Origin of the sequence: Candidatus Amarobacter glycogenicus (genome assembly GCF_016704105.1) — a bacterium.
GTDB classification, from domain to species: domain Bacteria; phylum Chloroflexota; class Dehalococcoidia; order Tepidiformales; family Tepidiformaceae; genus Amarobacter; species Amarobacter glycogenicus.
In genome coordinates, this window is the sequence record NZ_JADJAT010000019.1 from 79,489 (window position 1) to 105,201 (window position 25,713).

The following is a 25,713-nucleotide window of genomic DNA, read 5'->3' on the forward strand; positions in this document are numbered from 1 at the left end:
TTCATGTCGCAACCGCATGACCGGCTCCTCGCGGGGCTCAGAATCATCGACGCCGGGCAGGTCCTCGCTGGTCCGTTCGTCAGCTCGCTACTCGCTGACATGGGCGCCGAGGTGATCCGTATCGAGATGCCCTCGCTCAAGGGGGACGTCGCGGCGCACACGAACTCGAGCCGCGCAGGCGAGCAGCGCAACAAGAAGTCCGTCACGCTCGACCTTCACCGCCCCGAGGCGGCGCCGGTGCTGAAGCGGCTCGTGGCGGCGGCGGACGCGATCGTCGAGAACTTCTCGCCGGGGACGGTCGAGCGCTGGGGCATCGGGCCGGACGACCTGAACGAAGCGAACCCGCGGCTGATCTACGTGCGCATCTCTGGATTCGGACAGACCGGGCCGTACCGCGACCGCACCTCGTACGACCGGATCGGACAGGCGATAGGCGGGCTCATCTACGTCACCGGGGAGGCGGACCAACCGCCGGTCCATCCCGGCTACATGCTCGGGGACTACGTGAGCGGGACGTTCGGGGCGCTGGCGATCCTCGCCGCGGTCTATCACAGGGACAACGCGAACTGCGACGAACCGCAGGTGGTGGACCTCTCGCTCTACGAGTCGATTTTTCGCTACAGCGGGCCGATGGCGGCCGAGTACAGCCGCGAGGGCATCATCCGCGAGCGCCGTGGAAATGTCCGCTCGTGGTCCATCCCCGGCGAGCAGTTCCTGACGCGGGACGGGCACTGGGTGCTGGTGCTGGCGCTCAATCCCCAGATCTTCCAGCGCCTGTGCGATGCAATGGGCCTGCCGGACCTGCCCCAGGACCCGAAGTTCTGCGACCACGAATCCCGGCTGGCGAACGAGGCGGAACTCCACCAGGTGATCCGCGAGTGGGTAAACGCCCAGGATGCGAAACCGCTGTACGCAGTGCTCGATGCATTCCGGGTACCGTACGGCCCGGTGAACAGCATCGCCGATATCTTCGCCGACCCACACTTCGCGGCTCGGGAAGACCTGGTGAGCATCGACGACCCGCATGTCGGGCCGGTGATTACTCCGGCGCCGTATCCCCGGCTGTCGCATGCGGCCGGGCGGGTCTACAACCCGGCGCCATCGGTCGGCGAGCACAACGACGAGATCTATCGCGGGCTGCTTGGAATGACGCACGGTGAGATTGAGACGCTGGGACGAGACGGGGTGATCTAGGCGTGGCCTAGACCTCGACGATCAGCTTCTCGAGGCCGCGGAAGCCCGGGACCGTCTTCCAGACCAGCTCCTGTTCCGGCATGCGGAGGTTCGGGAAGCGGGCGAGGAGCGTCTCGAGCCCGATCTGGGCTTCGAGCCGAGCGAGGGGGGCGCCGAGGCAGTAACGGCGGCCGCCGCCGAAAGCGAGGTGGTCGATGTCTTCACGGGTAACATCGAACTTGTGCGGGTCCTTGTGGAGGCGGGGATCATAGTTGGCGGCGCCGATAGCCAGGGTGACGGATTGGCCCCTGTGCATCGGGCAGCCGGCGAGCTCGCGTTCGTCGACAGCGATGCGGCCGGTGAAGGTGACCGGGCCTTCGTAGCGAAGCATCTCTTCGATCGCGTTCGTGATGAGTGACGGGTTGTCCCGCAGGATCTGCACCTGGTCCGGCTGCTGAAGCAGATTCTTCAGGCCGTTGCCCAGCAGGTCCGTGGTAGTGACGTTCCCGGCGCCAAGCAGGAGGGCGACCATGGAAACGACCTCTTCGTCGTTGAAGAAGTTGCCCTCGTCTTCGGCGTGGAGGAGGGCGGTGATGAGGTCGTCTTTGGGTTCGGCGCGGCGCTCGGCGATGGCTTTGCGCAGGTAGGTTTCGAGCTGTTCGCGGGCCACCTTCGCCCGCTGCTGCTTCTCCTCGCCGGCGAACGGGTCGAAGCCGGCGGCGACGCCGTCGTCGGTCCAACGCTTGAAGTCGGCCTGATCGTTCGGGTCAACGCCGAGCATTTCGGCGATAACGATGGTGGGGTAGGGCTGACAGAACGCCTTCATGAGGTCGAAGGAAGACTGTCCTTCGACCTTATCTATCAGTTCGTTGGCGATTTCGCCGATGCGGCCCCGCATCTGTTCGATGGAGCGGGGAGTGAAGGCCCTGGTCACGAGGCCGCGGAGGCGATCGTGGTCGGGTGGGTCGAGGAAGAGCATAGAGGGCTCGCGGGTGTCATCGGTGAACCGGCGCCGGAAGTTCGCCATGAAGCTGGATTCGTCGGCCTTCCGCGGGTCCACGTTCAGATCGCGGTCGTTGAGAATCTGCTGGACATCCTCGAAGCGGCCAACAATGTAGCGCCCGAACAGTTCGTCATAGACGGCGCGGCCTTGCTCGCGGACATCATCGAGGAGGGTGAACGGATCCTTCTGATACTCGGGGTTCGCGGGAGAGAGGCCCATGCCAAGGGTGGGAGGGGTCTGTTGCTGTGTCATCGTGCGGCTCGATGTCTGGGGATTGCGGTAGCCTAACAAACGCGAAAAGGGTTCGAAAGCATCTCGGGAAATGTTGGGCTGCCGAACCGCGAGCGCTCAGGGAGCGCGTGCCGCTAGCGCAAAGCCCAGGTCCAGCGAGATGTGAGCGAGAGCGGGCGGCCCGGCGCGGCAAAGTCCGCTCCTTCAGAAGACGGTGTAGCGCCTGCAGAGAGGTTGAAGGCATCGGGGGGACATGTCTGGGGTTCAACGCAGAACGCCTGCGGAGGCGTATAGACCTGGAGATGCGGCCGCGGGCAGGCAAAGGCGACGGTGAGCGAGAGCCGGTCCCAATCGATTCTCGCAGCGGGGGTCTGAAAGCCGGTGTAGCAGTCATCCAAACGCCGGGCGCCGAGCGGGGCACCCTCGAGCGCGAAATCACCCGAGGGCGTGGCGAGTTCGCCGGTTGGCAGGTGGTCTCTGAGCACATGCCGGTTACCGGCCGGGACGGCAAGCCCAACATCCCGGGAACCTGCCACATCGCGGCGAAACCACGGGTGCCATCCGCAGCCAGCGGGGAACGCTTCCCTGGCCGAACGGACCTCGAGCTTTAGTGCGAGATAGCCTGGGCCGAGTTCAACTCGCTGCCATGCCCGGCCCTCCCACGGCCAGCCGGCACCGAAACCGCACACCATTTCCACAACCCGTCCGGCCCGAGCCACCACCTGCCACGGCTGGTCAAATACAAGCCCGTGGAGCGCCTGGCCGGCCGCATCGAGGGGAACGGCGTACTCGCGTCCAGCCCAGAAGAACCTCCCGCCGCGAATCCGGTTCGGCCAAGGGGCCATGGGGTAGCAGCCGCCGGCGAACGGCTCGCGCGCGTACATGGCCGGCTCGGGCGGCGCGAACAGGAGTGGTTCCTCGCGACCGTCGATTTCCACGAAGAGCTGGTGGATACGCCCGCCGTAGCGAGGTTCGATGAGGGCGCGGGCGCCGGATGCGCGGAGTTCGATCGCCACCGGAGCGAATCGTGCGCGCCGAGCGATGCCTGGGACAAGTGCCGGGTTACACTGGATGCATGCCCCGGATACTCCTCTTCGACATCGATATGACGATGGTACGCACCGACGGCGCGGGCCGCGGAGCGATGGATGCGGCGTTTCGCCAGCAGTTCGGAATCGAGCAAGCGACCGAAGGGATGGTATTCGACGGCCGGACCGACCATGGCATCTTCAACGAGTGCCTCGAACGTCACGGGCTTGGTGGAAGAGACCTGAGTTCACATTTCGAGCGGATCGCGGAGAGTTATCTCGACCATCTCCCGGGCCGTCTCGCGGAGAAGGGTGGGGTCGTGCTCCCAGGCGTCCGCGAATTGCTTGGCGCGCTCGCGGACGAGGATGCGGTGGTCGGGCTGGCGACAGGAAACCTTCGGCGGGGAGCGGCGCACAAGCTCCGGCACTTCGGCCTCTGGGAGCACTTCGCGGGCGGAGGATTCGGAGACCGGCATACCGTCCGCGCTGAACTGGTGCGCGACGGCATTGCCGAGTTGGAGACAAAGTTCGGACTGGCGGCCGGCAGTGCCGGGGTGATCGTGCTTGGCGACACCCCGCTCGATATCGACGCAGCGCACCTGGCGGGGGCGCGAGCGCTGGGCGTAGGCACCGGCCGGTACTCGCCGGAACAGCTGCGCGAAGCAGGCGCAGAGTTTGCACTTGCCGACCTTGGGAACACACCAGAGGTGCTGAAGATCCTGCTGGGTTGAGCGACGATAGCGCAGTGATGGCGCGCGTGTAGACTCGGGCAAGCACTTCATCAGTGGGTAACGATTCATGGGGCATGAAATAGCGTCTGCGGGCGGGGCGAGTGCAGAAAACGCCTCGCGCCGTATCTATTACGGGTACTGGCTGATCGGCGCTGCGTTCGTCGCCCAATTCGTCGCCGTTGGCTCGCAGAACTACGTCGTCGGCGCGTTTCTGAAGCCGATGACGACGGAACTGGACTGGACCCGATCGGAATTCACGCTGTCGCGGACGCTAGCCCAGGTGATCATGGCGTTCACGGGCTTCTTCATCGGTGGACATGTGGACCGCAACGGCGGCCGGAAGTTGATGCTGGTTGGCATCGTGATCCTGTCGACATCGCTCTTCTCCATGAGCTATGTGCAGTCGTTGTGGCAGTGGATCGCCCTGAACGGGATGGCGATGACGATCGGCGCGGCGATGATCGGGAACCTCGTCGTAAACGTGACACTTTCCAAATGGTTCGTCGAGAAACGCGGCCTCGCAGTGGCACTGGCTTCGATGGGCGTTTCCTTCGCCGGGGTGCTCCTGACTCCCGTGATGACGGCCGTGATCGATGAATGGGGCTGGCGCTGGGGCTGGCGCTGGATGGGCATCGGTGCGGCTGTGCTGATCATTCCGATATCGATGGTGATGCGGCGCGCCCCGGAAGACTACGGGCTCCACCCGGATGGGAAGTCGCCGGAGGACGTGGCATCCGGTGGGGGGATGAAAGCCACCGCGGACTTCGCGTCATCGCTGACGCGGCAAGAGGCCCTGCGGACCGTTTCGTTCTACATGCTGGTCTTCGCGTTCGGGATGTTCGGTCTAACCATCGGCGTCATGCTGTTGCACACGATCCCGTTCATGACTGACGCGGAGTACAGCCGCTCGACGGCGGCGTTCATGATCACCCTCGCGTCCATCCCCGCGCTGATCTCCAAGCCGTTCTGGGGGCTGTTGATGGACAAGACGGACCCAAAGCGGCTTGCCTCGATCAGTGCGGTCATCACCGGTGTCTCGCTGATCGTCATCACGACCTCCGTGAAGGCACATAACGACCCTATCATCTGGGGAGGGTTTCTCCTCCTGGGGTTCGGTTGGGGCGGAATGATCCCATTGCAGGAACTGATCTGGGCGACATTCTTCGGCAGGCGCCACCTCGGCTCGGTGCGCAGCGCGGGGCTGCCATTCTCACTCTTCCTGGGGGCGGGCGCCCCCCTGCTGGTCTCGATGTACGTGGACCGCGTCGGCGACTACGACGGCGCGCTGCTCGCCGTCGCGGGGATGAACCTGGCCGCAGCGGTCCTACTGCTGTTCATCAAGAAGCCGATGCGAGCCGGCGGGTTGGTACCGGCGCGCGAATCGACAGCACCTTCTTAGGCAGCCACAATCGCGGAATGCTCCGCCTCGGACTCATCGGTTCCCAGTTCATCGGCAATCTCTACTGCCATTCCCTCGGGCAGGTAGACGGCATCGAAGTGACCGCGGTCGCCTCGCCAAACACGGCGGAGCAGTTCGCCGGGCGATGGGGGATCGGCGCGCATTACGCCGATTGGCGCGAAATGGTCGCGAACGGGCCGATCGACGCGGTCGCGATTGCCGCTCCGAACGACCTCCACGCCCTGATGACGATTACGGCTGCCAACAACGGGAAGCACGTGCTCTGCGAAAAGCCGCTCGCGATGAGCCTCGCCCAGGCAGATGCGATGGTCGAAGCCTGCCGGCACCACGGCACGACCTTGATGTACGCCGAGAACCTGCTTTTCGTGCCCATGTACCAGCGTGTGAAGGAGCTGACGGCGCGCGGCCGCGTGGGGACTCCGTTCCTGGTGAAGCAGGCACAGTGCCACGGCGGGCCATACTCCCCATGGTTCTGGGATGTCTCGCGCGCGGGGGGCGGCGTGATGATGGACATGGGCTGCCACAGCATCAGCGCAATCTGCTGGATCATGGGCGGCTGGCCCGAGGCAGTGACGGCGACAATGGGCCGTTACGCGCACGCCGAAAAGGGGATCGGCGAAGATCACTCGACCGTCATCCTGCACTTTCCCGATGGTGCGATGGGTATCGCGGAGAACTCCTGGGCGATGCCGGGCGGCAACGATTACCTGGAGGTGTATGGCCCGAAGGGACGGCTCGTCGCGAACCTTGAACGGGGACCGGCGATCTCGATGTACACCGCGGCCGATGAAGAAGCGGCAGGCAGCGCGGCGGGCCAGCCGGGGTGGCAGTACCCCATGTACGAGGAGGCCTGGCAGTTCGGATTTCCGCAGGAGCTGCAGCACTTCGCCGATGTGGTGGCAGGCAAGACCGAACTGCGTTCGAGCGGGGAAGACGGCCGAAAGGTACTGGAGATCGTCTGCGCAGCGTATGAATCCGCGAGGACGGGGCGGCGCACCTGGTTGCCGTTCCGGAGCGACTACGCGAAGCCGATCGACCACTGGCTGGTCTAGTCGTAGAGATGCTTAACCGCGAGTTTTGGCACGATGGCGACCGAATGGCGGACTGCCAGTACATTAGTTCGCGATGAGCTGGATTCAGTCGTTTTTCCGCACCCCTGCACGCCAGGCAATGGGCTGGGCGCTCCTGGGCATCCTCGGCATGGCTATGGCGGGAGGTGGGATCTGGTTCCTGACGGGTGACGGTGGCGGATCCCGGACCGCGGACGCCGGAGACGAGCCAAGTCCGACGGCGCGGCCTACTACGACTCCAAGCCCGACGCGGACGGCGACGCTCTCACCGAGCGCGACGGCATCGCCGACCGTGACCGAGACGGCTTCTCCCAGCCCCACGGCGACGACCCGGCCGGCCACAGACACGAACACCGGAGGTGGAGGAGGCACGGGAGCGCCTGCACCGGAGCCGACAGCCACGCCCGAGCCGACACCGCCGCCCGTGGTGGCAGGGGGTGACTACTGCCCGAACAGCAGTTCGAATTCACCGCCGAACAGCGTGATAGGCATCTTCACGATCGGCGGGGCGCCGGCGCCGGCGAACACTGCCGTGAGCCTCGCGTTCGACGGCGTGGTCGGCCCGACGCGCCTTACGACGGCTGCCGGCGGCTACCGCGTGGACTACTTCGCCGGGCCAGAAGGCTGCGCCAACCGCGTCGGGGCGGCCATTTCGGTCGTCTACAATGGTGCGTACTACGCAACGGGACACACCGTGGGCGACAGCCCAGGCGCGCCGGTGAACGTGACGCTGGCGATCCCGTAGCATTCGGTCAGAGTCCCCATCCCGGAGGATGTTCATGACCGAAATGGCTTTCGCCAAGATCAACCTGCGCGTCCGCGATCTGGACGCGGCTGTGGACTACGCGACCGGTGTCCTCGGGGCGAAGGTACTCCGGGCCAGCGCGCCGATCTCGTTCGGACAGATGGCGATGGTCCAACTGGGCGGGCTGGTGATGGAGATCATCGCGCCCGCGAGCCCCGATAGCCCACTCGCGCAGCTCATCGAGAAGCGAGGGGAAGGGATCGATTCGATCGGTTTCACCGTCCCGGACGTTCACGTGGCGTCGGACTCGATCGATGCTGCGGGCGGTCGAATGACCGGCAGCCAGGGCGGCGGCGAGGGTGACATCGCGTGGATGCATCCGAAGAACCCGCTTGGGCTTTCGCTGGAGCTGCTGCGGCGGGACTTCTGGGACGAGGCGATGAAGCCGCGCTAGGTCTGGCGTTTCCGACGGCCCGGCGGTTCCGTATTATGCCGCTCGAATATTCGTGGGGAGAATCGAGCGATGCACGTCTGTGCCCTTTGTGATCCTGGCAGTCTCGTCCGAACGGTCGGCGGTGGCCCCGGCGCCCCGGCCCTTCGATTCCCGGAAGTGCTCGAAGGCCCCAAAGGGCGGGCGCAGGGAGGCGCCGCGGTGGCGGCACTCGGTTGTGTTGCGCAGCGGAACAGCGCCGCACCGGGCGCGCCGTTACGCCGCATAACAGGACGACTCCAGCGACCGGTGCCGCTGAACGCACCGCTGGATGCGTCGGTAGCCTGGGATGGCGGTAACGGCAGCGTGCAGATCCTCGACGGGGAGGTGCCAGCGGTCACCGGCACGGTCGAGACTGGCGAACCTCTCACAGTCCAGGGCCTGCCCGAACGCCTCCGCGAAGCCGTCGCGCGCATGGCCGCAGTGAGCGGAGCGGAGTGCCAGGGTAAGTCGATCGCGGATGAGGATCGGACCCAAACTGTGCCGGCTATCCGCAAGGGAGCTCGGGGGTTGTTCCTGCCGGGCGGGGGGCCCCCCGACGTCATCGCCTCGCCGTTCGTGGCAGAAGCCAGTCACCGGGATGCCGAAGGCCCCCCCCCCCTGGCCGATCGGTCTTCACCCATCGCCCGCCCTGGACCCGAGTGGCCGGCATACCGGGTTTTGGGTACCCCCGACGGGATAGAAGGGCGGAAGATGTTTGGCGCCGCCGGACTGTTCGATGAAGCGGGGACGCCCTACGTGGTTTGCGAAGGCACCGGGCGGTGGTCCGGGGGCCGGGGGAAGGGGGGAGGGGCCGGGCGGCCGGGGGCGGGGCCGGGGGGGGGGGGGGGGGGGCCCGCGGGGGGGCCGGGGGGGGGGGGAGGGGGGGGGGGGGGGAGGCGCCGCGCCGCGGGGGGGGGGGGGGGGGGCGGGGGGGGGGGGGGGGGCCGGGGCCCCCGGCCCCGGGCCGCGGGGGGGGGGGGGGGGGGCGGGGGGGGGAGGAGGCCGGGGCCCGGGGGGGCCCCCCCCGGATTCGCCGGCGGGGGGGGGGGGCGGGCGGGGGGGCGGCCCGGGCGGCGGGTGGCGCCATCGTCGCTCCCCTCCCGAACCCCGCTCATTGAGGCGGGGATTTGTGTTTCCGGGGCATTCTCAGGGGCAACGCGGCAATGCGAACGATGATGTCCGGGAAGATCCACCGGGCAACCGTCACTGAGGCGAACCTCGACTACGAAGGTTCGATCACCCTGGACCCGGACCTGATGGAAGCGGCCGGGATCCTCCCATATGAGCAGGTCGCGGTCGTCGACGTGACGAACGGAGCCCGGCTCGAGACGTATGCCATCAGGGGCATGCGCGGTTGCGGGGAAGTCTGCGTGAATGGCGCAGCCGCCCATCTGATCCACCGCGGCGATACGGTCATCATCATCGCCTACCAACAGCTCACCGAGGCCGAAGCACAAACCATCGCGCCGAAGAAAGTCTTCGTCGATGGCTTCAATCGCATCAAGAACGTCGAACCCGGTGACGGCTTTTCGCACAACCCGCGCGAAGCCGTCCTGGCGCACTGATCTCGAAGGAAGGGACAGCAATGGGACGCATCTCGGTTCATCAGTTGAAGCAGTGGAAGGCCGAAGGCAAGCGGTTCGCGATGATCACGGCATATGACTACCCCTCGGCCCGGCTCGTCGAGCAGGCGGGTATCCCGATCATCCTTGTCGGCGATTCCCTCGGGAGCGTGGTGCTCGGTTACGAGAGCACCGTGCCGGTGACGATGGAAGACATCCTCTATCACACACGGGCGGTGGTCCGTGCCACGAGTAAGGCGATCATCCTGGCCGACATGCCGTTCATGAGTTACCAGGCGAACGCCGATGAAGCAGTCCGAAACGCGGGGCGGCTCCTCCAGGAAGGTGGCGCTACGGCGGTGAAGCTTGAAGGCGGCAGCCACGTCGCGCCACTGGTCCGCCGAATGGTCGATTGCGGCATCCCGGTGATGGGACACCTGGGGCTCACGCCGCAATCCGTGAACCAGTTCGGGGGCCACAAGGTTCAGGGAAAGACTCCGGCAGCGGCGGCGAAGCTGTTGCAGGATGCCCGCGCGCTGGAAGAGGCGGGGGCATTCGCGGTAGTGCTGGAGACGATCCCGGCGCCGTTGGCGCGGATGGTTACGGAACGGATCACGATCCCGACGATCGGGATCGGCGCCGGGCCGGACTGTGACGCGCAGGTGCAGGTATTCCACGATATGCTTGGCATCTATGACGACCGGCGCACGCTGAAGCACGCGAAGCGTTACGCCGTCCTGGGGGAGACCATTCGCGAAGCTGTCCGCGCATACATCGGTGAAGTTGAAGGCGGTGAGTTCCCGACCAGGGAACACAGCTTCGAAATGGATGAGGCGACGCTCTCCGAGCTCACCCCCGCGTGACGGACCACCGGGCCGGGTGCGGTTTCGCTCCGGCCCCTCGGGACTCTGGAGGTCTCGATGGCTGATCAATGGAACAATCTGCGGGACGCGCGCTTCCTGCTGGATGAAGACACCCGTCCTCTCAACCCCGTGCCTCCAGTCATCCTGACGACGCCTGCGGCGATGCGGCGCTGGAGATCGGCCAACTCGGGCAGCGTCGGCTTCGTGCCAACGATGGGGTATCTCCACGAGGGGCACATGGACCTCGTGCGGCGGTCCATCGACGAGAACCTGCTCACCGTTGTGAGCATCTTCGTGAACCCCACCCAATTCGCACCGGACGAGGACTTCTCCCGGTATCCTCGCGATGAGGTGCGCGACCTGGCCCAGCTCAGCGCGGCTGGTGTCGATGCGGTCTACCTGCCGGGCGCCACGGACATGTATCCGGAGGGATACCAGACGTACGTCGAGGTGGAGCAGGTGACCCGGCCGCTCGAAGGTGCGAGGCGGCCCGGCCACTTCCGAGGGGTGACGACGGTGGTGCTCAAGCTGTTCAACGCCGTGGGCCCCGACCGCGCCTACTTCGGGCGCAAGGACGCCCAGCAGCTGAGAGTGATCCAGCGAATGGTGCGGGACCTGGACCTGGGGGTGGAAGTGGTGCCGTGCGACATCGTCCGGGAGACGGATGGGCTCGCGATGAGTTCGCGTAACGTGTATCTCTCCCCGGAGCAGCGGACGGCGGCGACGGTGCTCAAGCGCGCCCTCGATGACACACGCCGTCGCTGGGCCGAAGGTGAGCGTGATGCGGATACGCTTCGCGCCGCGGTCTCGCGGCTCATCGACGCCGAGCCGCTCGCCGAACTGGACTATGTGTCGTTGGCAGACGACGAATCGCTCCAGGAACTGGAGGGAACGGCCGTGCGGCCCGCAATTCTCTCAATGGTCGTGAAGTTCGGAAAGACGCGGCTGCTCGACAACATCGAACTGGCGTAGGGGCGGGGCATGAGATCGAAACCGAAGAAGAAGGTCGTCTTCCCAATCGTGGTGTGGGACATGGCGTGGAAGCTCATCGCCGTCCGGCGCGCGTGGAAGCGACGGGAGTACAAGTGGGTCGCAGCGCTGGTACTTTCGAACACGGGAGGGGCCGTCCCGATGTTCTACCTCTGGCGCACTCGCGGGGAGGCCGGGGAGCCCGGCCAGGAGCAGGGCGGCGGTATCGCGCCTTGACATCGGTGTTACGTTGCCGGTGATACGCAGGCGAGGGAACCGACATGGGAGAGAAGGAAACGGCAAGCGCCGAAGAGGCGGGGGCGCTCAAGCAGAAGACGAAATCTAACCAGAGCAACGATCGGACGGCCGCCGAGGATGGCGGCGACCTGGAAGACGACGCGGGCGAACTCGAACGACAGGCGGCACCGAAGAAGGCGGAAACAAAGGACGCCCAGCGCGTTGCAGGTGGTGGTTCAGGAGATCCCGCCGCGTCCGCGATAAACAACAGCCACTCCAACATCAAGAACCTTCGAGACAGCGGCGGTGGTGGTGGTATCGCGATTGACGAGGAGGGAGTCCAGCGAGTTGCGGCGGGTGGCCCAGGGGACCCCGCCGCGGCGGCCATAAACAACACCAAATCGAACATCAAGAACGTGCAGGACATCGGCGGCGGTGGTGGCATCGCGATCGACGAGGAAGGGGTGCAGGGTATCGCCGTGGGCGACGAAGGAACGCCGGCGGACAAGTCCAACCCGAAGACGCACTGAACCGAACCGTGAACGGCGGCGCCTCAGCTCTGCTGGCGAGACTGGCCGCGGCGCCCGGCCCCGGGATCCGCATCGGCATCGAGCAGGAGTTCGAGGTCTGGCAAGACGGGAAACGCCTGGATTTTCGGGACCTGATCCACGGTCTGAACGTGGACGGGCTGCGTCTGGATCCTGGCGATGTGAACGCCTACCGACTCCGTTCCGGCATGGTCCTGACCTGCGACGAAGCGGAGGCAGAGGTCGCGACGCCCCCGATCCCCGTCGGGCAGGGAGTGGCCGCAGCTGTCGTGGCAGCCGCTGCGGCGGCACGGGCGACACTCGAGGCGGTGCTGCCACCGGGATGCGAGGCGCGAGGCTACTCCACCCACCTGAGCGTCTCGGCGCCGGGTCCCGCCGATGCGGCCCTGGCCGAACGCTACGCCCGGACCTTCGGACCGGCGTTCGCGATGCTCATCGACCGGCCGCAATCGCTGGGGATCTACATCCGTCCACGCCCAGACCGGCTCGAACTGTGCGGCGAATTTGTCGAGGGAACGCGACTTGGGGCGGTGGCGGCGTTCGCGGCAGGCAGCACACTCGCCGCGATTGCCGGACAGTTTCCGGGCGAGACGGTCCTGGAGCTGTTGCCGTGCCATGAACGTTTCGGCTACCGGGTCCACCGCTCCAGCACCGGTGTCGACCTGTACAGCGCGGGGAGGCTGGCACTGCTGCGAACACCCGGAGGAACGACGAGGCTGGCGCAGGCGCTGCTGCAGGAGGCAACGGCACTGGCGGAGGCCCAGATGGCGCGGCTCGGCGCCGCCCAGGATACGGCGGGCCTGCGCGCAATCGCGGACGGCGAGGCATCAGCCGGCATCGAAGTGAGCGGGAGCGAACTCGCCGGCCCAGCGGCGCCGGCCACCGCATCCAGCTATGGAATGGGCATCCACCGATGGCAGAACGGTCCACGGGCGGTCGTCCCGCGGGTGGCTACCTGGGACAGGTCCATCTTCGAGGTCCGTGGGGCCTGTGGACCGGCGCGGTACCTGGCCGTGCCGTCCACCGCGCTCAGGGAACTCGCCGGCGCGCTGGAGGAAGACTTCGAAACGGTCGTGGATGCCATCCTTGCCAGCAACGGGACGGAGGAGATCGGCGACCCGCACACCCCGAGCGTGCATGCAGACCTGCCCGCCGACCTGACCTCGCTCGTCCCGGAGGAAATCCCGGTTGACGGCCCCGGCGGCAAGCAACGGGGCAAGCCGTTGTCTGGAGCGCGCGCCGGGAAGGCCAGTTCAGCGCGCATCTACAAGTTCCTCCCGCCGATCGTGCTGCCGCTTCCGCGCACTCCGCCAGGGGCGCCACCCGCACCAGGGCAACCAGTCGAACCCCCGCAGGCGGCTCCCGAACCGTCGTCGCCGCTCCCGCCTCCGCCAAAGGGCGGGCCTCCGTGGGGAGTCCTGGCTGTCATCGGGGCGGCGGCCGCAGGGATCATTGTGGTAGCGGCGGTGGCGGTCAGCCATGGAGGCAGCGACGCCGGCATGCCTTCTCCAACGGCAACCATGGCACCGCCCACGAGCGAGTCCTCACCCGCGCCGACGAAGAGTTCCGAAACTGCGACCGCGAGCCCGACTCCGACGAAGCCAGCGGAAACCGCGACAAACCCGGCGGGTTCCAGCCCCACCGCGGCGCCGGCGACGGCAGCCCCCGCAACCGAGGTGCCCCCTACGGCGAAGCCGCCGCTTGAGACCCCGGTGAACACGCAGACGCCGACCGCAACCTCGACGCCGACGCCCACGGCGACGGCCACCATCCGCCCGACGGAGACACCGCACCCCACCAACTCACCGACGCCGAGCCCGACGAAGATACCCTTACCGACGTTCGAACCGGTGCCGACGTCGGCGCCGACGGCCATTGGCGTGCCGTGCACACCGAGCCCCGGGACCGTCTGCCGATAGCGGCAGCTCCGCTCAGCCTGAGGTGCCGATCTCCACGTACATCGCCTCGAAGAGAAGCCAGGAGAGACGATTGTGATGGCGGGCGAGCGCCATCTCCAGGAGGATGGCGCGCTCGCCGAGTTCGATCATCTTCCAGATGTCGACCGGGGTCTCGTCGTCCGCGGCTGCGAGCAGGTCGTCGATCTCCGACAGGAAGATGTCGTGCTCGGAACGCTGGATCCCGACCCGGAAACTGAGGCGAGGCTGGACGTCCTCGACGGCATTGAGGGGCGAGTCGGCGAGGCCAGCCAGCCAAACATGACGGCGAATCGCTGCCCGGGCGTCCGTGGCGAGGTCGTGAAACGACTCCTGCCACGCGTTGGGTCTGGCAGCGTGGAACGGCAGTCGTGCGGCCAGTCGCAGCTTTTCCCGTGCATCGGAAAGCGGGTCGCGGAACGCATCGGGTTTGCCGACGGCGGCCTGGGGCGTGAAGGTGCCTGAATAGACGGTCATGTGTCCTCCTTGCGACCGTGCGATGCCTTCCAGACGGAAGGCACTTCGGATGGGGAGGGATTGGGAACACCCTCCGAAAGCCTGCGAGGTGAGCTGACGGGTTCGGCGTCGGTAGTCGCCTACGCCCTTCCTATGAGTGGGAAGGACGATTCACCCCATGAAGTGGGTCCCCCGCCTTCGCCCACGCGGGCGAAGTTCGGCTATTTCCACGCTAGCCGGGACTGGCGGTGCACCGGGTTGTCTGCGGGTTATCGGACTGTAAATTCGGCGTAAAACCGGCGGGCTCAGGTTCAGCGCTGGGGCACGACGCGGAACGGTCACGTGGTCTTGGCTGGTGGACGACGAGGCGCCACAGTCGTCTCCGCCCCTCGCGGGACAGTGGGAGAGCACGTCCCCGGGAGTTCGACGGTGGCGGGCTTCAGGGCGAACGTTGCAGAGCAGCCGCACCCACCGCAGACTGCACGGCACTGTGAACTGGAACGATTCGCCAGAACAAGCCCGATTCCGGACGGCGGTCCGCGAAGTCATCAACACCCGGCTTCCCCTGCGCTACAAGCTCGCTGCCGAAAGCGGTGGTCCCGGCGAGCGCGCCTGGGAGAACGACCGGAAGTCCGCAGACCCGGCAGCACGGCAGGCCGCCGTTGAATGGCACGCCGCTCTCTCGGAGAAGGGCTGGGTCGCGCCCCACTGGCCAAAGGAGCACGGCGGCGGCGGCATGAGCGCGATGGAGCAGTTCGTCTTGAACCAGGAGTTGGCGACTGCGGGGGCGCCTGCGGTTGGTGGTTCCGGTGTCGGCCTGCTCGGACCGACGCTCATCCTCCACGGGAACGAAGATCAGCGGAAGAAGTATCTGCCTCCCATCCTCGCCGGCGAGGCCACCTGGGCGCAGGGTTACAGCGAGCCCGGAGCGGGCTCGGACCTTGCTTCGCTGCAGACTCGGGCTACGCGAGACGGCGACGACTTCATCTTGAACGGCCAGAAGATCTGGACGTCAGCAGCGCACACTGCCGATGCCATCTTCGCTCTCGTGCGGACCGACCCAACGGCGCCGAAGCACCGCGGCATCTCGTTCCTCCTGATCGACGACATCAGGGCGCCCGGGATCTCGATCCGGCCGCTGGTCGATCTCAACGGCAGACATTACTTCAACGAGGTCTTCTTCGAGGACGTCCGGGTCCCAGCGGCGAACCTGGTTGGTGAAGAGAACCGCGGCTGGTACGTCGCCATGACGCTGCTGGACTTCGAGCGCTCGAACATCGGCGGCGCGATCGGTGCGAAGCGGACGCTGAAGCGGCTGCTCAAGGTGGTCGCGGGCGACGCGGTCCTTCGGGAACGGCTGACGCATTCGGTGCTTCGGCACGAGATTGCGCAGCGGTACATCGAGGCCGAAGTGATGTACCAGTTCTCAATGCGCATCAGCTCGATGCAGAACCGCGGGCAGCTCCCGAACGACGAAGCTTCGATGGCGAAGCTTTTCAACTCGGAGCTCTCGCAGCGCGTGGCGCAAACGGCCATGCAGGTGATGGGACTGCGCGGACAAGTGACCGAAGACGACGGAGAGGCCTCTTTCGGGCGCCACTACCTGGGCATGGTGCCGGCCACAATTCGGGGCGGGACGAGCGAGGTGCAGCGGAATGTGATTGCGACGCGAGGCGCCGGGTTGCCGAGGGGTTAATGGCGCACACAGGCCCGCTCGCCGGCATCCGCATCCTCGAGTTCTCGCAGATAGTGGCGGGGCCATTCGCAGGCGTCGCGCTTTCGGATATGGGCGCCGACATCATCAAGGTCGAGCCGCTTCGTGGAGAAGATCGCAGGAACAGCGGCGCAGTCGTCCCCAACGAAGGCAAGTACTTCCAGTCGCTGAACCGCGGGAAGCGGAGCCTGACCGTGGACCTGGGGACGCCGGATGGACAGGCTCTCATCCACCGCATCATTCCCGGGTTCGACGTGGTGCTCCTGAACTACCGGGCAGGCGTGGCTGAACGGCTGAACATCGGATACGAGCGCCTGTCAGCGATCAATCCCCGGCTGGTCTACGCCAACATCACGGGTTTCGGTGAGAAGGGGCCGCACGTGCATCGTGCCGGCAGCGATATCGTGGCGCAGGCGTACAGCGGCCTGATGGCGGCCGAGGGAAAGGTGGATGAACACGGGGCGCCGCAGAGCCTCCAGAGCAGCACGTTCATCGATCGGACGACCGGGTTGGCAGCGGCGATGGGCATCTGCGCCGCGCTTCTCCACAGGGAACGGACCGGGAAGGGCCAGGAACTCCACGTCTCGTTGTTACAGACGGCGCTTGAACTGCTTTCGGACAAAGTGATGCGCGAGCCGGTGCACGATTCGGTGCTCCGCGACCCGTTGATCGCAGAACTCCACGAGAAGCGCGACAGCGGAGCCCGTTACGACGAGATCGCAGACGTGCGCAAGCAGCAGGCGCCCCGGTTCGCGAGCCATCGCCTGTTTTACGGCGGGTACCACACGAGACGGGGCGCCATCGTGCTGGGAGCCCTCACCATGCAGAACCGGAACACCATCCGGCGCATCCTCGGGTTAGACGACACGACGGACACAGCCGGGTTCAACGCCGCCGACCCTGAGAACCGGCGGCTGCTCGAAGCGTGGAGGGAAAGCATCCAGGCGAAGCTCCTGGAACGCGACGCTGAGGAATGGGTGGCGACATTCATCGAGGCGGGAGTACCGGCGAGCGTCGTGCAGCAGCCGGAGGACCTGGCCGATGACCCGCACGTGGTGGCTGCGGGGATGATGATCCCGATGGAGCACGCGATGACGGGGCCGCAGCAGGTGGTTGGGCCGCTTGTCCACATGTCGCTCACACCGACCGAGGCGCTTCGGCCGGCGCCGCCGCTGGCGAGCCACACGCGTGAGGTGTTGCTGGAGTGCGGTCTGGACGAAAGCGACGTCGGCGCCCTGGTCGCCGCGGGCGTGATCTCGACGGCGGACTAGAGCTCCAATAAAGGGCTTTACAACCTGTAGTAGAGTGCCGGGCAACAGAACAGACTCCCGAGGTGCTCTCGTGACGAAGAACAGGCGCTCGTTTCTCAAGGCCGCCGGGCTGGCTGCAGGCATCACTTCGGCCGCCCCACTCGCCCTGACGCTCCAGGGCACAGGCATCGCGACCGGAGCGGCGCCGGGGCCGAGGCCAGCGACTCGCGGCGGGTTCGCGCTCGAACTCGAAGGTTCGGTTGTCGGCTCGCTGCGCGGATACAGCGGTGGCTTCCCGTTCGGCGAGGTCAGGTTGGCCCGGATCGGAACGGGACCCGTGGACAAAGCCATCGCTGGCGTTGGCTTCGAGGACATCAGGCTCGAAGCCGGCGCCGCCATGGACGCGTCGATCTGGAGCTGGATTGGAGCCATGCTGTCGGGGTCGCCGACGAGCAAGTCGGGCGCGATCTTGATGATGGATGGAGATTACTCCCTGACTCATCGGCTGGAATTCCGGGACGCCTATATCAGCGAGGTCACGTTCCCGCAGTTCGATGGGGCTTCGAAGGACGCGGCATTCCTGACGATCGGGATCGCGCCGGAGAGAACGGAGTTCAAAGTGGCCAGCGGCGCTGGCATCCCGGCAGGCGGTAGGCAGAAGCGATGGCTGGCCTCGAACTTCCGACTAAGCATTCCCGGCTTGCCCACCGAGACTGTTTCCAGAGTGGATGCTTTCACCGTGAGGCAGGTATTCACCGAGGAGCGGGGCAGGATGGTCCCGATGGACCTTGAGTACCCGAACATGGCATTGACGCTCGCTGAAGTGGACTCCGGCCCCTGGTTCGACTACTTCAAGGAGTTCGTTTTGAACGGCAATCCCGTCGGCGAAAAGGACTGGCTCCTCGAGCCCCTCGGTCCAGACCTCTCAGTGCTGTTCCAGATAGGTTTCAGGAATTCCGGCATCTTCAAGTGCTCCCTTGAGAAGGTCGATGCCGCATCGGACAACCCTGCCCGTATCACCGTCGAGATGTACGTCGAGCAGATGACGTTCGAGGCGCTGGTATAGCCGGGGAGAGGCGTGGATGCTGGCGGCAAGTCGCGTACGATGCGGGCCCATGAGCACCGGACCCGCCATCAACTGGGATACCTACTTCGATGAAGCCGTTGAACTGCTCGGCCAGTTCATCCGGATCGACACATCCAACCCGCCGGGCAACGAGATTCTCGCCTGCAACTTCCTCGGCGCGATCCTCCACCACGAGGGCATCGACTACGACCTCTACGACGCCGGCAACCGGCGCGTCTCCCTGAGGGCGGTGCTGAAAGGCGACGGTTCGAGGCGACCGTTCATGCTCCTCAACCACACGGATGTCGTGCCGGTCCAGCAGGAGTTCTGGGACGAGGAGCCCTTCAGCGGACACATCAAGGACGGGTACATCTGGGGCCGCGGGACGCTCGACATGAAGGGCCTCGGGGTCGCGCAGTTGATGACGTTCATCACGCTGAAGCGGCTGGCCGTGCCGTTGGCGCGCGACGTGGTCTTCTTCGCCCAGGCCGATGAAGAAGCCGGGAGCGAATTCGGGATGCGGTTCATCGAACGCGAGTTCCCGGAGACGCTGGACGCCGAGTACGTGATCAACGAAGGCGGCGGTGGGACGACGGAAGTCTTCGGCGTAGAACGGCCGGTCTACAGCATCGCCGTCGCGGAGAAGGGTCCTCTCTGGCTGCGGCTGGTGGCGGAGGGCCGTCCGGGCCATGGTTCGGTGCCCCACGAAGACAACGCGCTCGACCGGCTGGTGCGAGCGATGTTCCGCATCCAGGAGTGGGAACGTCCCCTGACGGTGGCGCCGGTGCTGGAAGAGTATTTCGGGCGGCTGAACCGGGCGGGTGTGTATAAAGGCGCCGCGACCGTGGACGCGCTGAAGGCCGCCGCCGAAAAGGATCCGCGCATCCGGGCGCTCCTTTCGAACACGATCAGCGCTACGACCGCGAGTTCAGGCATCAAGCACAACGTCATCCCGGCACGGGCAGAAGCGACTCTCGACATCCGGCTGCTCCCCGGGGTGAAACCGGAGGACTTCGAAGCCGAGCTTGCCGCCGTGATCAACGACCCGAAGGTGTCCCTCGAACGGGTTCATGTCGGTTGGTCCGATACGAATCCGCACGACACCGAGCTCTTCCGGGTAATGGAGGAGGTCATCCACGACCACGTGGAGGACGCCGTCGTGGTCCCGGGGATGACGGTCGGCTTCACCGACAGCAGCGTCCTCCGCAATCGGGGGATGATCTCCTACGGGTTCTCGGGCGGGCTGACCACCCCCGAGATCGCGCGGGGCGTCCACGGCCACAACGAGCGGGTGAGCCTGGAGTCATTCCGGTTGAACTGCCAGATGGTCTGGGAACTGACGCGGCGGATGTGCTGCACTTAGCTCACCCGCCGTAGTTCACACCACATTCCTTGAGCGTGAGGATCTGGTAGTCGCGCTTGAGGACGGCGTCCGCGACCTGGCCGACGACGCAGGAGTGGTCGCCCATGTCGACTTCGCCGACGTAGGTGCCTTCGATGAAGGCCGGCGTGGAAGAGAGAACGGGAGCGCTGCTGATGGCGCCTCGTTCGAACTCGTGGCCGTTGATGTGGTTGCCTTCGACGGTCGTTGGCTTGAAGAAGGCGAATGCGAGGTCTTTCTGGCCGCTTTCGAGGAAGGAGAGCGCGAACTTGCCGCTCTTCTTGAGCAGGGCGTAGGCGCCGCTGTCCTTTTTCACGCCCATGACTATCAGCGGCGGTTCGAAGGAGGTCTGGGTAACCCAGTTGATACAGGCAGCGGAGTCTTCACCGGCGTGATTCACGCCGAGGACGTAAAGGCCGTAGGGGATGGTGCGGAGGATGGTCTTCTTCGCCGCCGCAGTCTGCTCGTCCATGGGAACACCTCGTGGTCATTGAGTGACCGCGATTGTAGCGGGGGCTTGCGGGCAGTGCAGCGGAACAGGCACGGAAGGGGCGGCGGGACGCGCTCCCGTGTCAGCGGGAGAGGCGCGCATGGGCCCAGTGGGTGATGGCGACTGCGAGGGCGTCGGCAGCATCTTCCGGCGTGGGCGCCTTCGGGAGGCGGAGCTGGAGGCGGACCATCTCCGCGACCTGTGACTTTTCGCCGCGGCCGTAGCCGGCGACCGTGGACTTCACGAGGGCCGGGGAGTACTCAACGACTTCGAGGCCAGCGTCGGCGAGGCCGAGGATGCAGGCGGCGCGGGCTTCGCCGAGCGCCATCGCGCTTCGGGCGTTAGCGCCGACGTAGCCAGCCTCGATTGCACCGTGGGTAGCCTGGTGTTCGCGGGCGAGCCTGCAGACAGCGTCCCGCAGCTGGACGAGCCGGTGCGTCTTTGCGTCGGCGGGCTTCGTACGTATCGCGCCGTGGGCCGCCCAGGCGCAGTCGCTACTGCCGGTGGTCTGGACAACGCCCCAGCCCGTAGTGTTCAGGCCGGGGTCGATGCCGAGGATTCGCATGGCCCGATGGTGGGGGATGGTGAGCGGAAGTGCGAACGCGGGGATGTCACGGCGACGCGGGTTGGCGGGGTTAGACGTCACTGGAAATCCGCGCGCCGCTCCCCAAGAGCCAGTCGAGCCTAAGCACGGCGAATGTCAGCGGTGAATGGCCATCGAAGGGCGCTTCAGGAGGCTCTCGGTTGCCCGATGATGCCTTCGCGCTTCTCTTCTTCGTAGAGGCGCTCGGCGACGAATTCCTTGACCATGGTCTGATAGCCCTTGTTCCGTCGCGCCGCGAGGGCCTTCAGGCGTTTGACGGTGTCCACATCGAAACGAAGTGAAACAGGTGAAGTTCGTTGGCGTGGCGGCGGAAGCGAAGGATCGCCAATCGGATCCTCGATGAGCATCTCCTCGCCGAAACTATGTGATCCCCAGAACTCCGCTTCCTCTCGCTCGGATCGAAAGCTTGGCACTTCATCCCAGGAGCGAATCTCGATCAGCGCATCGCCTTTTCGCTTCGTTGAAGTTCTCGTCACTTTTTTCTCCTTCGGCGCGAAAGGAACGCCGCTTCGCGGGCGTTCGGTTCGCGGGCGGTTATAACGCGTATCTGGCCATTTCGCCGGGTGTAAACGACCACCAACCACCGGCCTTCGTCTGTTGGCCCCATCACGGCCCACCGATCCTCGGTTTCAGTGTCGGATCTTCGAAGAAATAGCCGGTCACCGGAGACAGCGCCTGTGTGACTTCATCTGGCGTAGCCGAATGCCGCTCCACGTGCGCTGCGTTCTGTTCATCCCAGTCGAAAGGGACTTCATCGCCATCCGGAGTATATACCATAGTAGCTACCGGCGATACCGCCGTCCCCGGTCCCTGCCGCCGGCCTGGCTGCGTCCGAAGCGAAGTGGCCCGCTCCGCCCGGCTGCTTCGGCGAAGGCTGCCAGTTCTTCGGCGTCGCTGCCGACCAGCTCGCGCCGGAGTTCGACGACCTTGTCGCGGAGGGCAGCGGCCTTCTCGAACTCGAGGTTCTTTGCGGCCGTCTTCATCTGAGTCTCGAGTTCCTTCACCATGCGGAGGAGTTCGTCCTTCGGCATCGAGGCGGGTACGCCTGCGTCGTAGGGTGTCTTCTCTTCGGCGACCATGCGGACGTGGTCGGTGATGTCGCGGATTTGTTTCACGATGCTGGCCGCTTCGATGCCGTGCTCGCGGTTGTACTCCTCCTGGATCTTCCGGCGGCGGTAGGTCTCGTCGATCGCGTTCTGCATGCTCTGCGTGACTTTGTCGGCGTACATCACGACGCGGCCTTCGATGTGGCGGGCGGCGCGGCCGATGGTCTGGATGAGCGACCGGTTCGAACGCAGGTAGCCTTCCTTGTCGGCATCGAGGATGCAGACAAGCGAAACCTCCGGCAGGTCGAGGCCTTCGCGGAGGAGGTTGATGCCGACGACGACGTCGTAGACGCCGAGCCGCAGGTCGCGAAGGATCTCCACGCGGTCAAGGGTTTCGACCTCGGCGTGGATGTAGTGGGTCTTGATTCCCATCTCTTTCAGGTAGTCGGCCAGGTCCTCAGCCATCTTCTTCGTGAGCGTGGTCACGAGGATGCGCTGGCCCTTATCGACGGTCCGGCGGATTTCGTCCATCAGGTCGTCGACCTGGTTCTTGGTCGGCTTGATGACGATCTCGGGGTCGAGAAGGCCGGTCGGGCGGATGACCTGTTCAACGACCTGGCTCGAGACTTTCATCTCGTAGTCGCCGGGCGTGGCCGAGACGAAGATCGCCTGGTTGATGTGGCGGTCGAACTCCTCGAACGTCTGGGGGCGGTTGTCCATCGCACTCGGCAGGCGGAAACCGAACTCGACCAGGGTCTCCTTTCGGGCGCGGTCGCCGAAGAACTGGCCCTGCACCTGGGGCAGGGTGTTGTGCGACTCGTCGACGAAGACGAGCCAGTCATCCGGGAAGTAGTCGAGGAGGCACCACGGGGTCGACCCGGGTTCGCGCACCTGGAGGTGGCGGGAGTAGTTTTCGACGCCGGGGCAGTAGCCGGTCTCGCGCATGGACTCGATGTCGTAGTGAGTGCGCTCTTCGAGGCGGGCCGCTTCGAGGATCTTCCCCTGGCTGCGGAAGATCTCCAGCTGCTCGGCGAGTTCTTTCTCGATGCCAGCGATGGCTTGCTGCATTCGGTCGGACGTCGTGACGAAGTGCTTCGCCGGGAAGATGTCCATCTCCTCGTGTTCGGCGACGATTTCACCGGTCAGCGGGTCGAGTTCGACGATGCGCTCGACCTCGTCGCCGAAGAAGTCGATACGGACGGCCAGCTCGTCGTAACTCGGGAGGATGGTGAGGGAATCACCGCGCAGCCGGAACTTCCCGCGGACGACGTTCATGTCGTTCCGCTCGTACTGCATCGAAACCATCTTGCGGATGGCATCCTGGCGGCTGAAGCTCTGGCCCTTCTTGAACGACAGGACGAACTCCGCGTACTGGTCCGGCTCGCCAAGACCGTAGATGCAGGAGACGCTGGCGACAATGATCACGTCGCGCCGGGTGAAGAGCGAACGAGTTGCAGCGTGGCGGAGTTTGTCGATCTCTTCGTTGATATCCGCGTCTTTGGCGATATAAGTGTCAGTGCGCGGGATGTAGGCCTCTGGCTGGTAGTAGTCGTAATAGCTGACGAAGTACTCGACCGCGTTCTGCGGAAAGAACTCCTTGAGCTCGGAGCAGAGCTGGGCGGCGAGCGTCTTGTTGTGGGCGAGGACAAGCGCCGGGCGGCCCGTCCGCTGGATTACGTTCGCCATGGTGAAGGTCTTGCCCGAACCGGTGACACCAAGGAGCGTCTGGTAGCGGTCGCCGCGGTTGAGGCCCTCGACCAGCTTGTCGATAGCGTCGGGCTGGTCGCCGGTCGGCTGATAGTCAGCGGTGAGATGGAATTCGGCGGGAGCGGCAGGCGCGATGACCATGGATTCGAGTGTAGCGGATGGCCGGAGGGAATTTCGCGGGCTCCTGACAGTGGGGTGTCAGGAGGGTGCGGAAGGCCGGCGGGCTTGCGCCGTGAGATAAGGTAGGCCGCGGAGGACGCCACCATGGGTGAGAAAGAGACCACTTCGACGGCAGACGCACTGGCAGCGAAGCAGGCGCCGGAAAAGAAGGACAAGGCCGAAGCCGTGCAGGACGACAGCCCGAACGTGGAACAGCGCGCGAAGCACGACACGGTGAAGAACAGCATCGGGAACATCCGCTGAGCCGGCGGGCTACTCCACTTTGAGCCCGACGACGGACGGGTCCGCCGGCGGGTAGCGAAGGTCGAGCGATTCAAGCTTCTCGACGAGGGCCCGCGCGACGAGGACATCGCGATACCACTTCTTGTTCGCAGGGATCACATGCCAGGGCGCTTGTTTCGTGTTGCAGCGGGTGATGGCATCGCTATACGCCCCGGCGTATTCGTTCCAGAGCTTCCGGTCGTCCAGGTCGCCGAGGCGGAATTTCCACTGCTTCTTCGGGTCATCGATGCGCTCCTGGAGGCGTTGTCGCTGCTCATCCTTGGAGATCAGCAGGAAGAACTTCATGACGATAGTGCCGTTGCGTACGAGGTAGTCCTCCCAGCTGTTGATGTCGTCGTAGCGCTGTTCCCAGGCCTGCTTCGGGACGATGCCTTTCACCCGTTCGACGAGCACGGCTTCGTAGTGCGAACGGTTGAAGATGGTGATGTGGCCCTTCTGAGGCGTCACCTTGCGGTAGCGCCAGAGGTAATCGTGGGCGAGTTCTTCCGGCGTCGGCACCTTGAAGCTCTCGACGCGGCAACCGATCGGCCCAACTTCCTGAAAGACGCTGTTGATGGTGCTGTCCTTCCCGGCGGTATCAATCGCCTGGAGGACGAAGAGGAGCCCGAAGCGCTCATCGGCGTAGAGCACGTTCTGGAGGTCGTTGAGGCGGAGCCGCAACTGGGCTATCTCCTGGAGCGCGGCTTCCTTCGTCATCCCGCCGGTGTCAGCGGGATCGTAGTCGCGGATATCGATCTTCTTGCCTGGTTCGGGGACGATCGCCCGGCCGTTCTTGCCATTTCCCATGGGCGCAGTCTACTCCGCCCGCGGCACCCGGGGGCCTAGTCGCCCCGGCGATGGGCGGCGCGGCGAAGACGCTGCTCTGCGGGGAGGGCATCTTCGAAGTGGGCCTTCCAATCCGGGTCTGGGGTTTCGCAGCCGGCCTTCGGCACGAAGACCGAGCGCTCGACCAGGTCCATCCGGTGGACGTAGCGCTGGCAGTTCGGGAAGACCTCCTCGGCGCGGACGCGGACGACGAACTGGGCTTCCGGCCACTCAGACTTGAGCGGGTCGTTGAAGTCGATGCTGGCGGAGCCGTTCAGACGCATACGCCACTGGCTCACCCAATCGATGAAGAGGATGCCAACCTTCCCGGTTTCGGCGATGTTGCCCGCAGTCATGTACTGGCCGTTGCCGTCGTAGTTGGGGAAGGCAATCGTGTGCTCGTCGACGACCCTGACGAAGCCCGGCTCTCCTCCCTTATACGAGCAGTCGAGATTGCCATTCGCCCCCTGGCTGGCGATGAAGAACATGTCGACGGCGCCAATGAAGCGTGCATCGCTATCGGAGATGAAGTCGTGGACGGTGGCCGCGGTGATGGCGTCGGACAGGCGTCTCGTATCGAATCGGTCCTGGAAGTCGCGGGAGGCGTTGCTGTGCTCGAATGTCATGTTGGCTCTCCTTGCCGCGGTGGCGTGCAGCGGCTCTACTATGGGGACGCATTCTAGAGACCCGGAGCAACCTCATGCCCAGCCGCCGTGGCGCCATCTCCTTGAGCGATACCGAACAGGA

The 25,713-nt window shown here is 65.4% G+C and carries 25 protein-coding genes, 1 pseudogene and 1 riboswitch; of the genes and pseudogenes, 17 read left to right on the forward strand and 9 right to left on the reverse strand.

Annotation, left to right across the window (positions count from 1 at the left end):
* Positions 1–3 precede the first annotated feature (3 nt).
* Positions 4–1,194, forward strand: coding sequence for a CoA transferase (locus tag IPG14_RS11605; RefSeq protein ID WP_343391946.1), 1,191 nt, complete (start codon positions 4–6; stop codon positions 1,192–1,194).
* A gap of 7 nt (positions 1,195–1,201) precedes the next feature.
* Here the strand turns inward: IPG14_RS11605 and IPG14_RS11610 are convergent, their stop codons facing one another.
* Positions 1,202–2,428: a cytochrome P450 gene (locus tag IPG14_RS11610; protein ID WP_343391947.1), complete on the reverse strand. Its 1,227-nt coding sequence runs from the start codon at positions 2,426–2,428 to the stop codon at positions 1,202–1,204.
* 113 nt (positions 2,429–2,541) lie between these two features.
* Positions 2,542–3,423 (reverse strand): hypothetical protein, encoded by an 882-nt coding sequence (locus IPG14_RS11615; RefSeq protein ID WP_343391948.1) that lies wholly within the window; start codon positions 3,421–3,423, stop codon positions 2,542–2,544.
* 59 nt (positions 3,424–3,482) lie between these two features.
* On the opposite strand from IPG14_RS11615, the gene IPG14_RS11620 reads away from it, so the two are divergent.
* The 11 genes from IPG14_RS11620 (at position 3,483) to IPG14_RS11670 (ending at position 13,971) form a co-directional block, all read left to right on the forward strand.
* Positions 3,483–4,166, forward strand: a complete 684-nt coding sequence (locus tag IPG14_RS11620) for an HAD hydrolase-like protein (RefSeq protein ID WP_343386589.1) — start codon at positions 3,483–3,485, stop codon at positions 4,164–4,166.
* Positions 4,167–4,233: 67 nt separating this feature from the next.
* Positions 4,234–5,565 carry an MFS transporter gene (locus IPG14_RS11625; RefSeq protein ID WP_343386590.1) on the forward strand — a complete coding sequence of 444 codons (1,332 nt, stop codon included), beginning with the start codon at positions 4,234–4,236 and terminating at the stop codon, positions 5,563–5,565.
* A gap of 17 nt (positions 5,566–5,582) precedes the next feature.
* Positions 5,583–6,638, forward strand: a complete 1,056-nt coding sequence (locus tag IPG14_RS11630; protein ID WP_343391949.1) for a Gfo/Idh/MocA family oxidoreductase — start codon at positions 5,583–5,585, stop codon at positions 6,636–6,638.
* 73 nt (positions 6,639–6,711) lie between these two features.
* Positions 6,712–7,401 carry a hypothetical protein gene (locus IPG14_RS11635; RefSeq protein ID WP_343386592.1) on the forward strand — a complete coding sequence of 230 codons (690 nt, stop codon included), beginning with the start codon at positions 6,712–6,714 and terminating at the stop codon, positions 7,399–7,401.
* A 34-nt stretch (positions 7,402–7,435) separates the two neighbouring features.
* Positions 7,436–7,855: a VOC family protein gene (locus tag IPG14_RS11640; RefSeq protein WP_343386593.1), complete on the forward strand. Its 420-nt coding sequence runs from the start codon at positions 7,436–7,438 to the stop codon at positions 7,853–7,855.
* 1,181 nt (positions 7,856–9,036) lie between these two features.
* A complete protein-coding gene (gene panD, locus IPG14_RS11645) occupies positions 9,037–9,438 on the forward strand; it encodes an aspartate 1-decarboxylase (RefSeq protein ID WP_343391950.1) in 402 nt (133 codons plus the stop codon).
* Between the two features lie 20 nt (positions 9,439–9,458).
* Positions 9,459–10,298: a 3-methyl-2-oxobutanoate hydroxymethyltransferase gene (gene panB / locus IPG14_RS11650; protein ID WP_343387707.1), complete on the forward strand. Its 840-nt coding sequence runs from the start codon at positions 9,459–9,461 to the stop codon at positions 10,296–10,298.
* A gap of 57 nt (positions 10,299–10,355) precedes the next feature.
* Complete coding sequence (gene panC / locus IPG14_RS11655; protein ID WP_343386597.1) at positions 10,356–11,270, forward strand: pantoate--beta-alanine ligase; 915 nt, start codon at positions 10,356–10,358, stop codon at positions 11,268–11,270.
* A gap of 9 nt (positions 11,271–11,279) precedes the next feature.
* Positions 11,280–11,504, forward strand: a complete 225-nt coding sequence (locus tag IPG14_RS11660) for a DUF5652 family protein (RefSeq protein ID WP_343386598.1) — start codon at positions 11,280–11,282, stop codon at positions 11,502–11,504.
* A gap of 44 nt (positions 11,505–11,548) precedes the next feature.
* Positions 11,549–12,034 carry a hypothetical protein gene (locus tag IPG14_RS11665; protein ID WP_343391951.1) on the forward strand — a complete coding sequence of 162 codons (486 nt, stop codon included), beginning with the start codon at positions 11,549–11,551 and terminating at the stop codon, positions 12,032–12,034.
* An 8-nt stretch (positions 12,035–12,042) separates the two neighbouring features.
* The gene (locus IPG14_RS11670; RefSeq protein ID WP_343391952.1) at positions 12,043–13,971 is read left to right on the forward strand and encodes a hypothetical protein; all 1,929 of its coding nucleotides are present in this window, start codon (positions 12,043–12,045) and stop codon (positions 13,969–13,971) included.
* A 12-nt stretch (positions 13,972–13,983) separates the two neighbouring features.
* On the opposite strand, the gene IPG14_RS11675 is transcribed toward IPG14_RS11670, so the two are convergent.
* Positions 13,984–14,463, reverse strand: coding sequence for a hypothetical protein (locus IPG14_RS11675; RefSeq protein WP_343386601.1), 480 nt, complete (start codon positions 14,461–14,463; stop codon positions 13,984–13,986).
* Positions 14,464–14,527: 64 nt separating this feature from the next.
* Positions 14,528–14,675, reverse strand: a riboswitch (cyclic di-AMP (ydaO/yuaA leader).
* 257 nt (positions 14,676–14,932) lie between these two features.
* Here IPG14_RS11675 and IPG14_RS11680 point away from each other — a divergent pair.
* From IPG14_RS11680 to IPG14_RS11695, 4 genes are all read left to right on the forward strand, one after another.
* The gene (locus tag IPG14_RS11680; RefSeq protein WP_343386602.1) at positions 14,933–16,138 is read left to right on the forward strand and encodes an acyl-CoA dehydrogenase family protein; all 1,206 of its coding nucleotides are present in this window, start codon (positions 14,933–14,935) and stop codon (positions 16,136–16,138) included.
* Positions 16,138–17,427 (forward strand): CoA transferase, encoded by a 1,290-nt coding sequence (locus tag IPG14_RS11685; protein ID WP_343387702.1) that lies wholly within the window; start codon positions 16,138–16,140, stop codon positions 17,425–17,427. Before IPG14_RS11680 ends, IPG14_RS11685 begins: the two co-directional genes overlap by 1 nt.
* A gap of 70 nt (positions 17,428–17,497) precedes the next feature.
* Positions 17,498–18,472, forward strand: a complete 975-nt coding sequence (locus IPG14_RS11690) for a phage tail protein (protein ID WP_343391953.1) — start codon at positions 17,498–17,500, stop codon at positions 18,470–18,472.
* A 49-nt stretch (positions 18,473–18,521) separates the two neighbouring features.
* Positions 18,522–19,835 (forward strand): M20/M25/M40 family metallo-hydrolase, encoded by a 1,314-nt coding sequence (locus IPG14_RS11695; protein WP_343391954.1) that lies wholly within the window; start codon positions 18,522–18,524, stop codon positions 19,833–19,835.
* A gap of 1 nt (position 19,836) precedes the next feature.
* Here IPG14_RS11695 and IPG14_RS11700 read toward each other — a convergent pair whose 3' ends face one another.
* From IPG14_RS11700 to uvrB, 4 genes and pseudogenes are all read right to left on the reverse strand, one after another.
* On the reverse strand, positions 19,837–20,325 hold the full coding sequence (locus IPG14_RS11700; RefSeq protein ID WP_343386606.1) for a flavin reductase family protein: 489 nt from the start codon (positions 20,323–20,325) through the stop codon (positions 19,837–19,839).
* Between the two features lie 100 nt (positions 20,326–20,425).
* Positions 20,426–20,989: a crossover junction endodeoxyribonuclease RuvC gene (gene ruvC / locus IPG14_RS11705; protein ID WP_343391955.1), complete on the reverse strand. Its 564-nt coding sequence runs from the start codon at positions 20,987–20,989 to the stop codon at positions 20,426–20,428.
* 83 nt (positions 20,990–21,072) lie between these two features.
* The gene (locus tag IPG14_RS11710) at positions 21,073–21,423 is read right to left on the reverse strand and encodes a CopG family antitoxin (protein ID WP_343391956.1); all 351 of its coding nucleotides are present in this window, start codon (positions 21,421–21,423) and stop codon (positions 21,073–21,075) included.
* 435 nt (positions 21,424–21,858) lie between these two features.
* Positions 21,859–23,841: pseudogene (uvrB, locus tag IPG14_RS11715) on the reverse strand (excinuclease ABC subunit UvrB); the annotation flags it as partial.
* A 123-nt stretch (positions 23,842–23,964) separates the two neighbouring features.
* On the opposite strand from uvrB, the gene IPG14_RS11720 reads away from it, so the two are divergent.
* Positions 23,965–24,123, forward strand: coding sequence for a hypothetical protein (locus IPG14_RS11720; RefSeq protein ID WP_343386609.1), 159 nt, complete (start codon positions 23,965–23,967; stop codon positions 24,121–24,123).
* A 9-nt stretch (positions 24,124–24,132) separates the two neighbouring features.
* On the opposite strand, the gene IPG14_RS11725 is transcribed toward IPG14_RS11720, so the two are convergent.
* Together IPG14_RS11725 and IPG14_RS11730 are read right to left on the reverse strand one after the other, a co-directional pair.
* Positions 24,133–24,948 (reverse strand): PPK2 family polyphosphate kinase, encoded by an 816-nt coding sequence (locus tag IPG14_RS11725; RefSeq protein WP_343391957.1) that lies wholly within the window; start codon positions 24,946–24,948, stop codon positions 24,133–24,135.
* A 35-nt stretch (positions 24,949–24,983) separates the two neighbouring features.
* On the reverse strand, positions 24,984–25,592 hold the full coding sequence (locus tag IPG14_RS11730) for a pyridoxamine 5'-phosphate oxidase family protein (RefSeq protein WP_343391958.1): 609 nt from the start codon (positions 25,590–25,592) through the stop codon (positions 24,984–24,986).
* Positions 25,593–25,713 lie beyond the last annotated feature (121 nt).

Excerpts from the sequence above, each read along its gene's own strand:
- IPG14_RS11730 (WP_343391958.1), bottom strand. The coding sequence starts at position 25,592 with ATGACATTCGAGCACAGCAACGCCTCCCGCGACTTCCAGGACCGATTC.
- IPG14_RS11665 (WP_343391951.1), top strand. The coding sequence starts at position 11,549 with ATGGGAGAGAAGGAAACGGCAAGCGCCGAAGAGGCGGGGGCGCTCAAG.
- panD (WP_343391950.1), top strand. The coding sequence starts at position 9,037 with ATGCGAACGATGATGTCCGGGAAGATCCACCGGGCAACCGTCACTGAG.
- IPG14_RS11695 (WP_343391954.1), top strand. The coding sequence starts at position 18,522 with ATGAGCACCGGACCCGCCATCAACTGGGATACCTACTTCGATGAAGCC.
- IPG14_RS11640 (WP_343386593.1), top strand. The coding sequence starts at position 7,436 with ATGACCGAAATGGCTTTCGCCAAGATCAACCTGCGCGTCCGCGATCTG.
- IPG14_RS11660 (WP_343386598.1), top strand. The coding sequence starts at position 11,280 with ATGAGATCGAAACCGAAGAAGAAGGTCGTCTTCCCAATCGTGGTGTGG.
- panB (WP_343387707.1), top strand. The coding sequence starts at position 9,459 with ATGGGACGCATCTCGGTTCATCAGTTGAAGCAGTGGAAGGCCGAAGGC.
- IPG14_RS11675 (WP_343386601.1), bottom strand. The coding sequence starts at position 14,463 with ATGACCGTCTATTCAGGCACCTTCACGCCCCAGGCCGCCGTCGGCAAA.
- IPG14_RS11635 (WP_343386592.1), top strand. The coding sequence starts at position 6,712 with ATGAGCTGGATTCAGTCGTTTTTCCGCACCCCTGCACGCCAGGCAATG.
- IPG14_RS11725 (WP_343391957.1), bottom strand. The coding sequence starts at position 24,948 with ATGGGAAATGGCAAGAACGGCCGGGCGATCGTCCCCGAACCAGGCAAG.
- IPG14_RS11610 (WP_343391947.1), bottom strand. The coding sequence starts at position 2,428 with ATGACACAGCAACAGACCCCTCCCACCCTTGGCATGGGCCTCTCTCCC.
- IPG14_RS11620 (WP_343386589.1), top strand. The coding sequence starts at position 3,483 with ATGCCCCGGATACTCCTCTTCGACATCGATATGACGATGGTACGCACC.
- IPG14_RS11605 (WP_343391946.1), top strand. The coding sequence starts at position 4 with ATGTCGCAACCGCATGACCGGCTCCTCGCGGGGCTCAGAATCATCGAC.
- IPG14_RS11685 (WP_343387702.1), top strand. The coding sequence starts at position 16,138 with ATGGCGCACACAGGCCCGCTCGCCGGCATCCGCATCCTCGAGTTCTCG.
- panC (WP_343386597.1), top strand. The coding sequence starts at position 10,356 with ATGGCTGATCAATGGAACAATCTGCGGGACGCGCGCTTCCTGCTGGAT.
- IPG14_RS11630 (WP_343391949.1), top strand. The coding sequence starts at position 5,583 with ATGCTCCGCCTCGGACTCATCGGTTCCCAGTTCATCGGCAATCTCTAC.
- IPG14_RS11720 (WP_343386609.1), top strand. The coding sequence starts at position 23,965 with ATGGGTGAGAAAGAGACCACTTCGACGGCAGACGCACTGGCAGCGAAG.
- IPG14_RS11625 (WP_343386590.1), top strand. The coding sequence starts at position 4,234 with ATGGGGCATGAAATAGCGTCTGCGGGCGGGGCGAGTGCAGAAAACGCC.
- IPG14_RS11700 (WP_343386606.1), bottom strand. The coding sequence starts at position 20,325 with ATGGACGAGCAGACTGCGGCGGCGAAGAAGACCATCCTCCGCACCATC.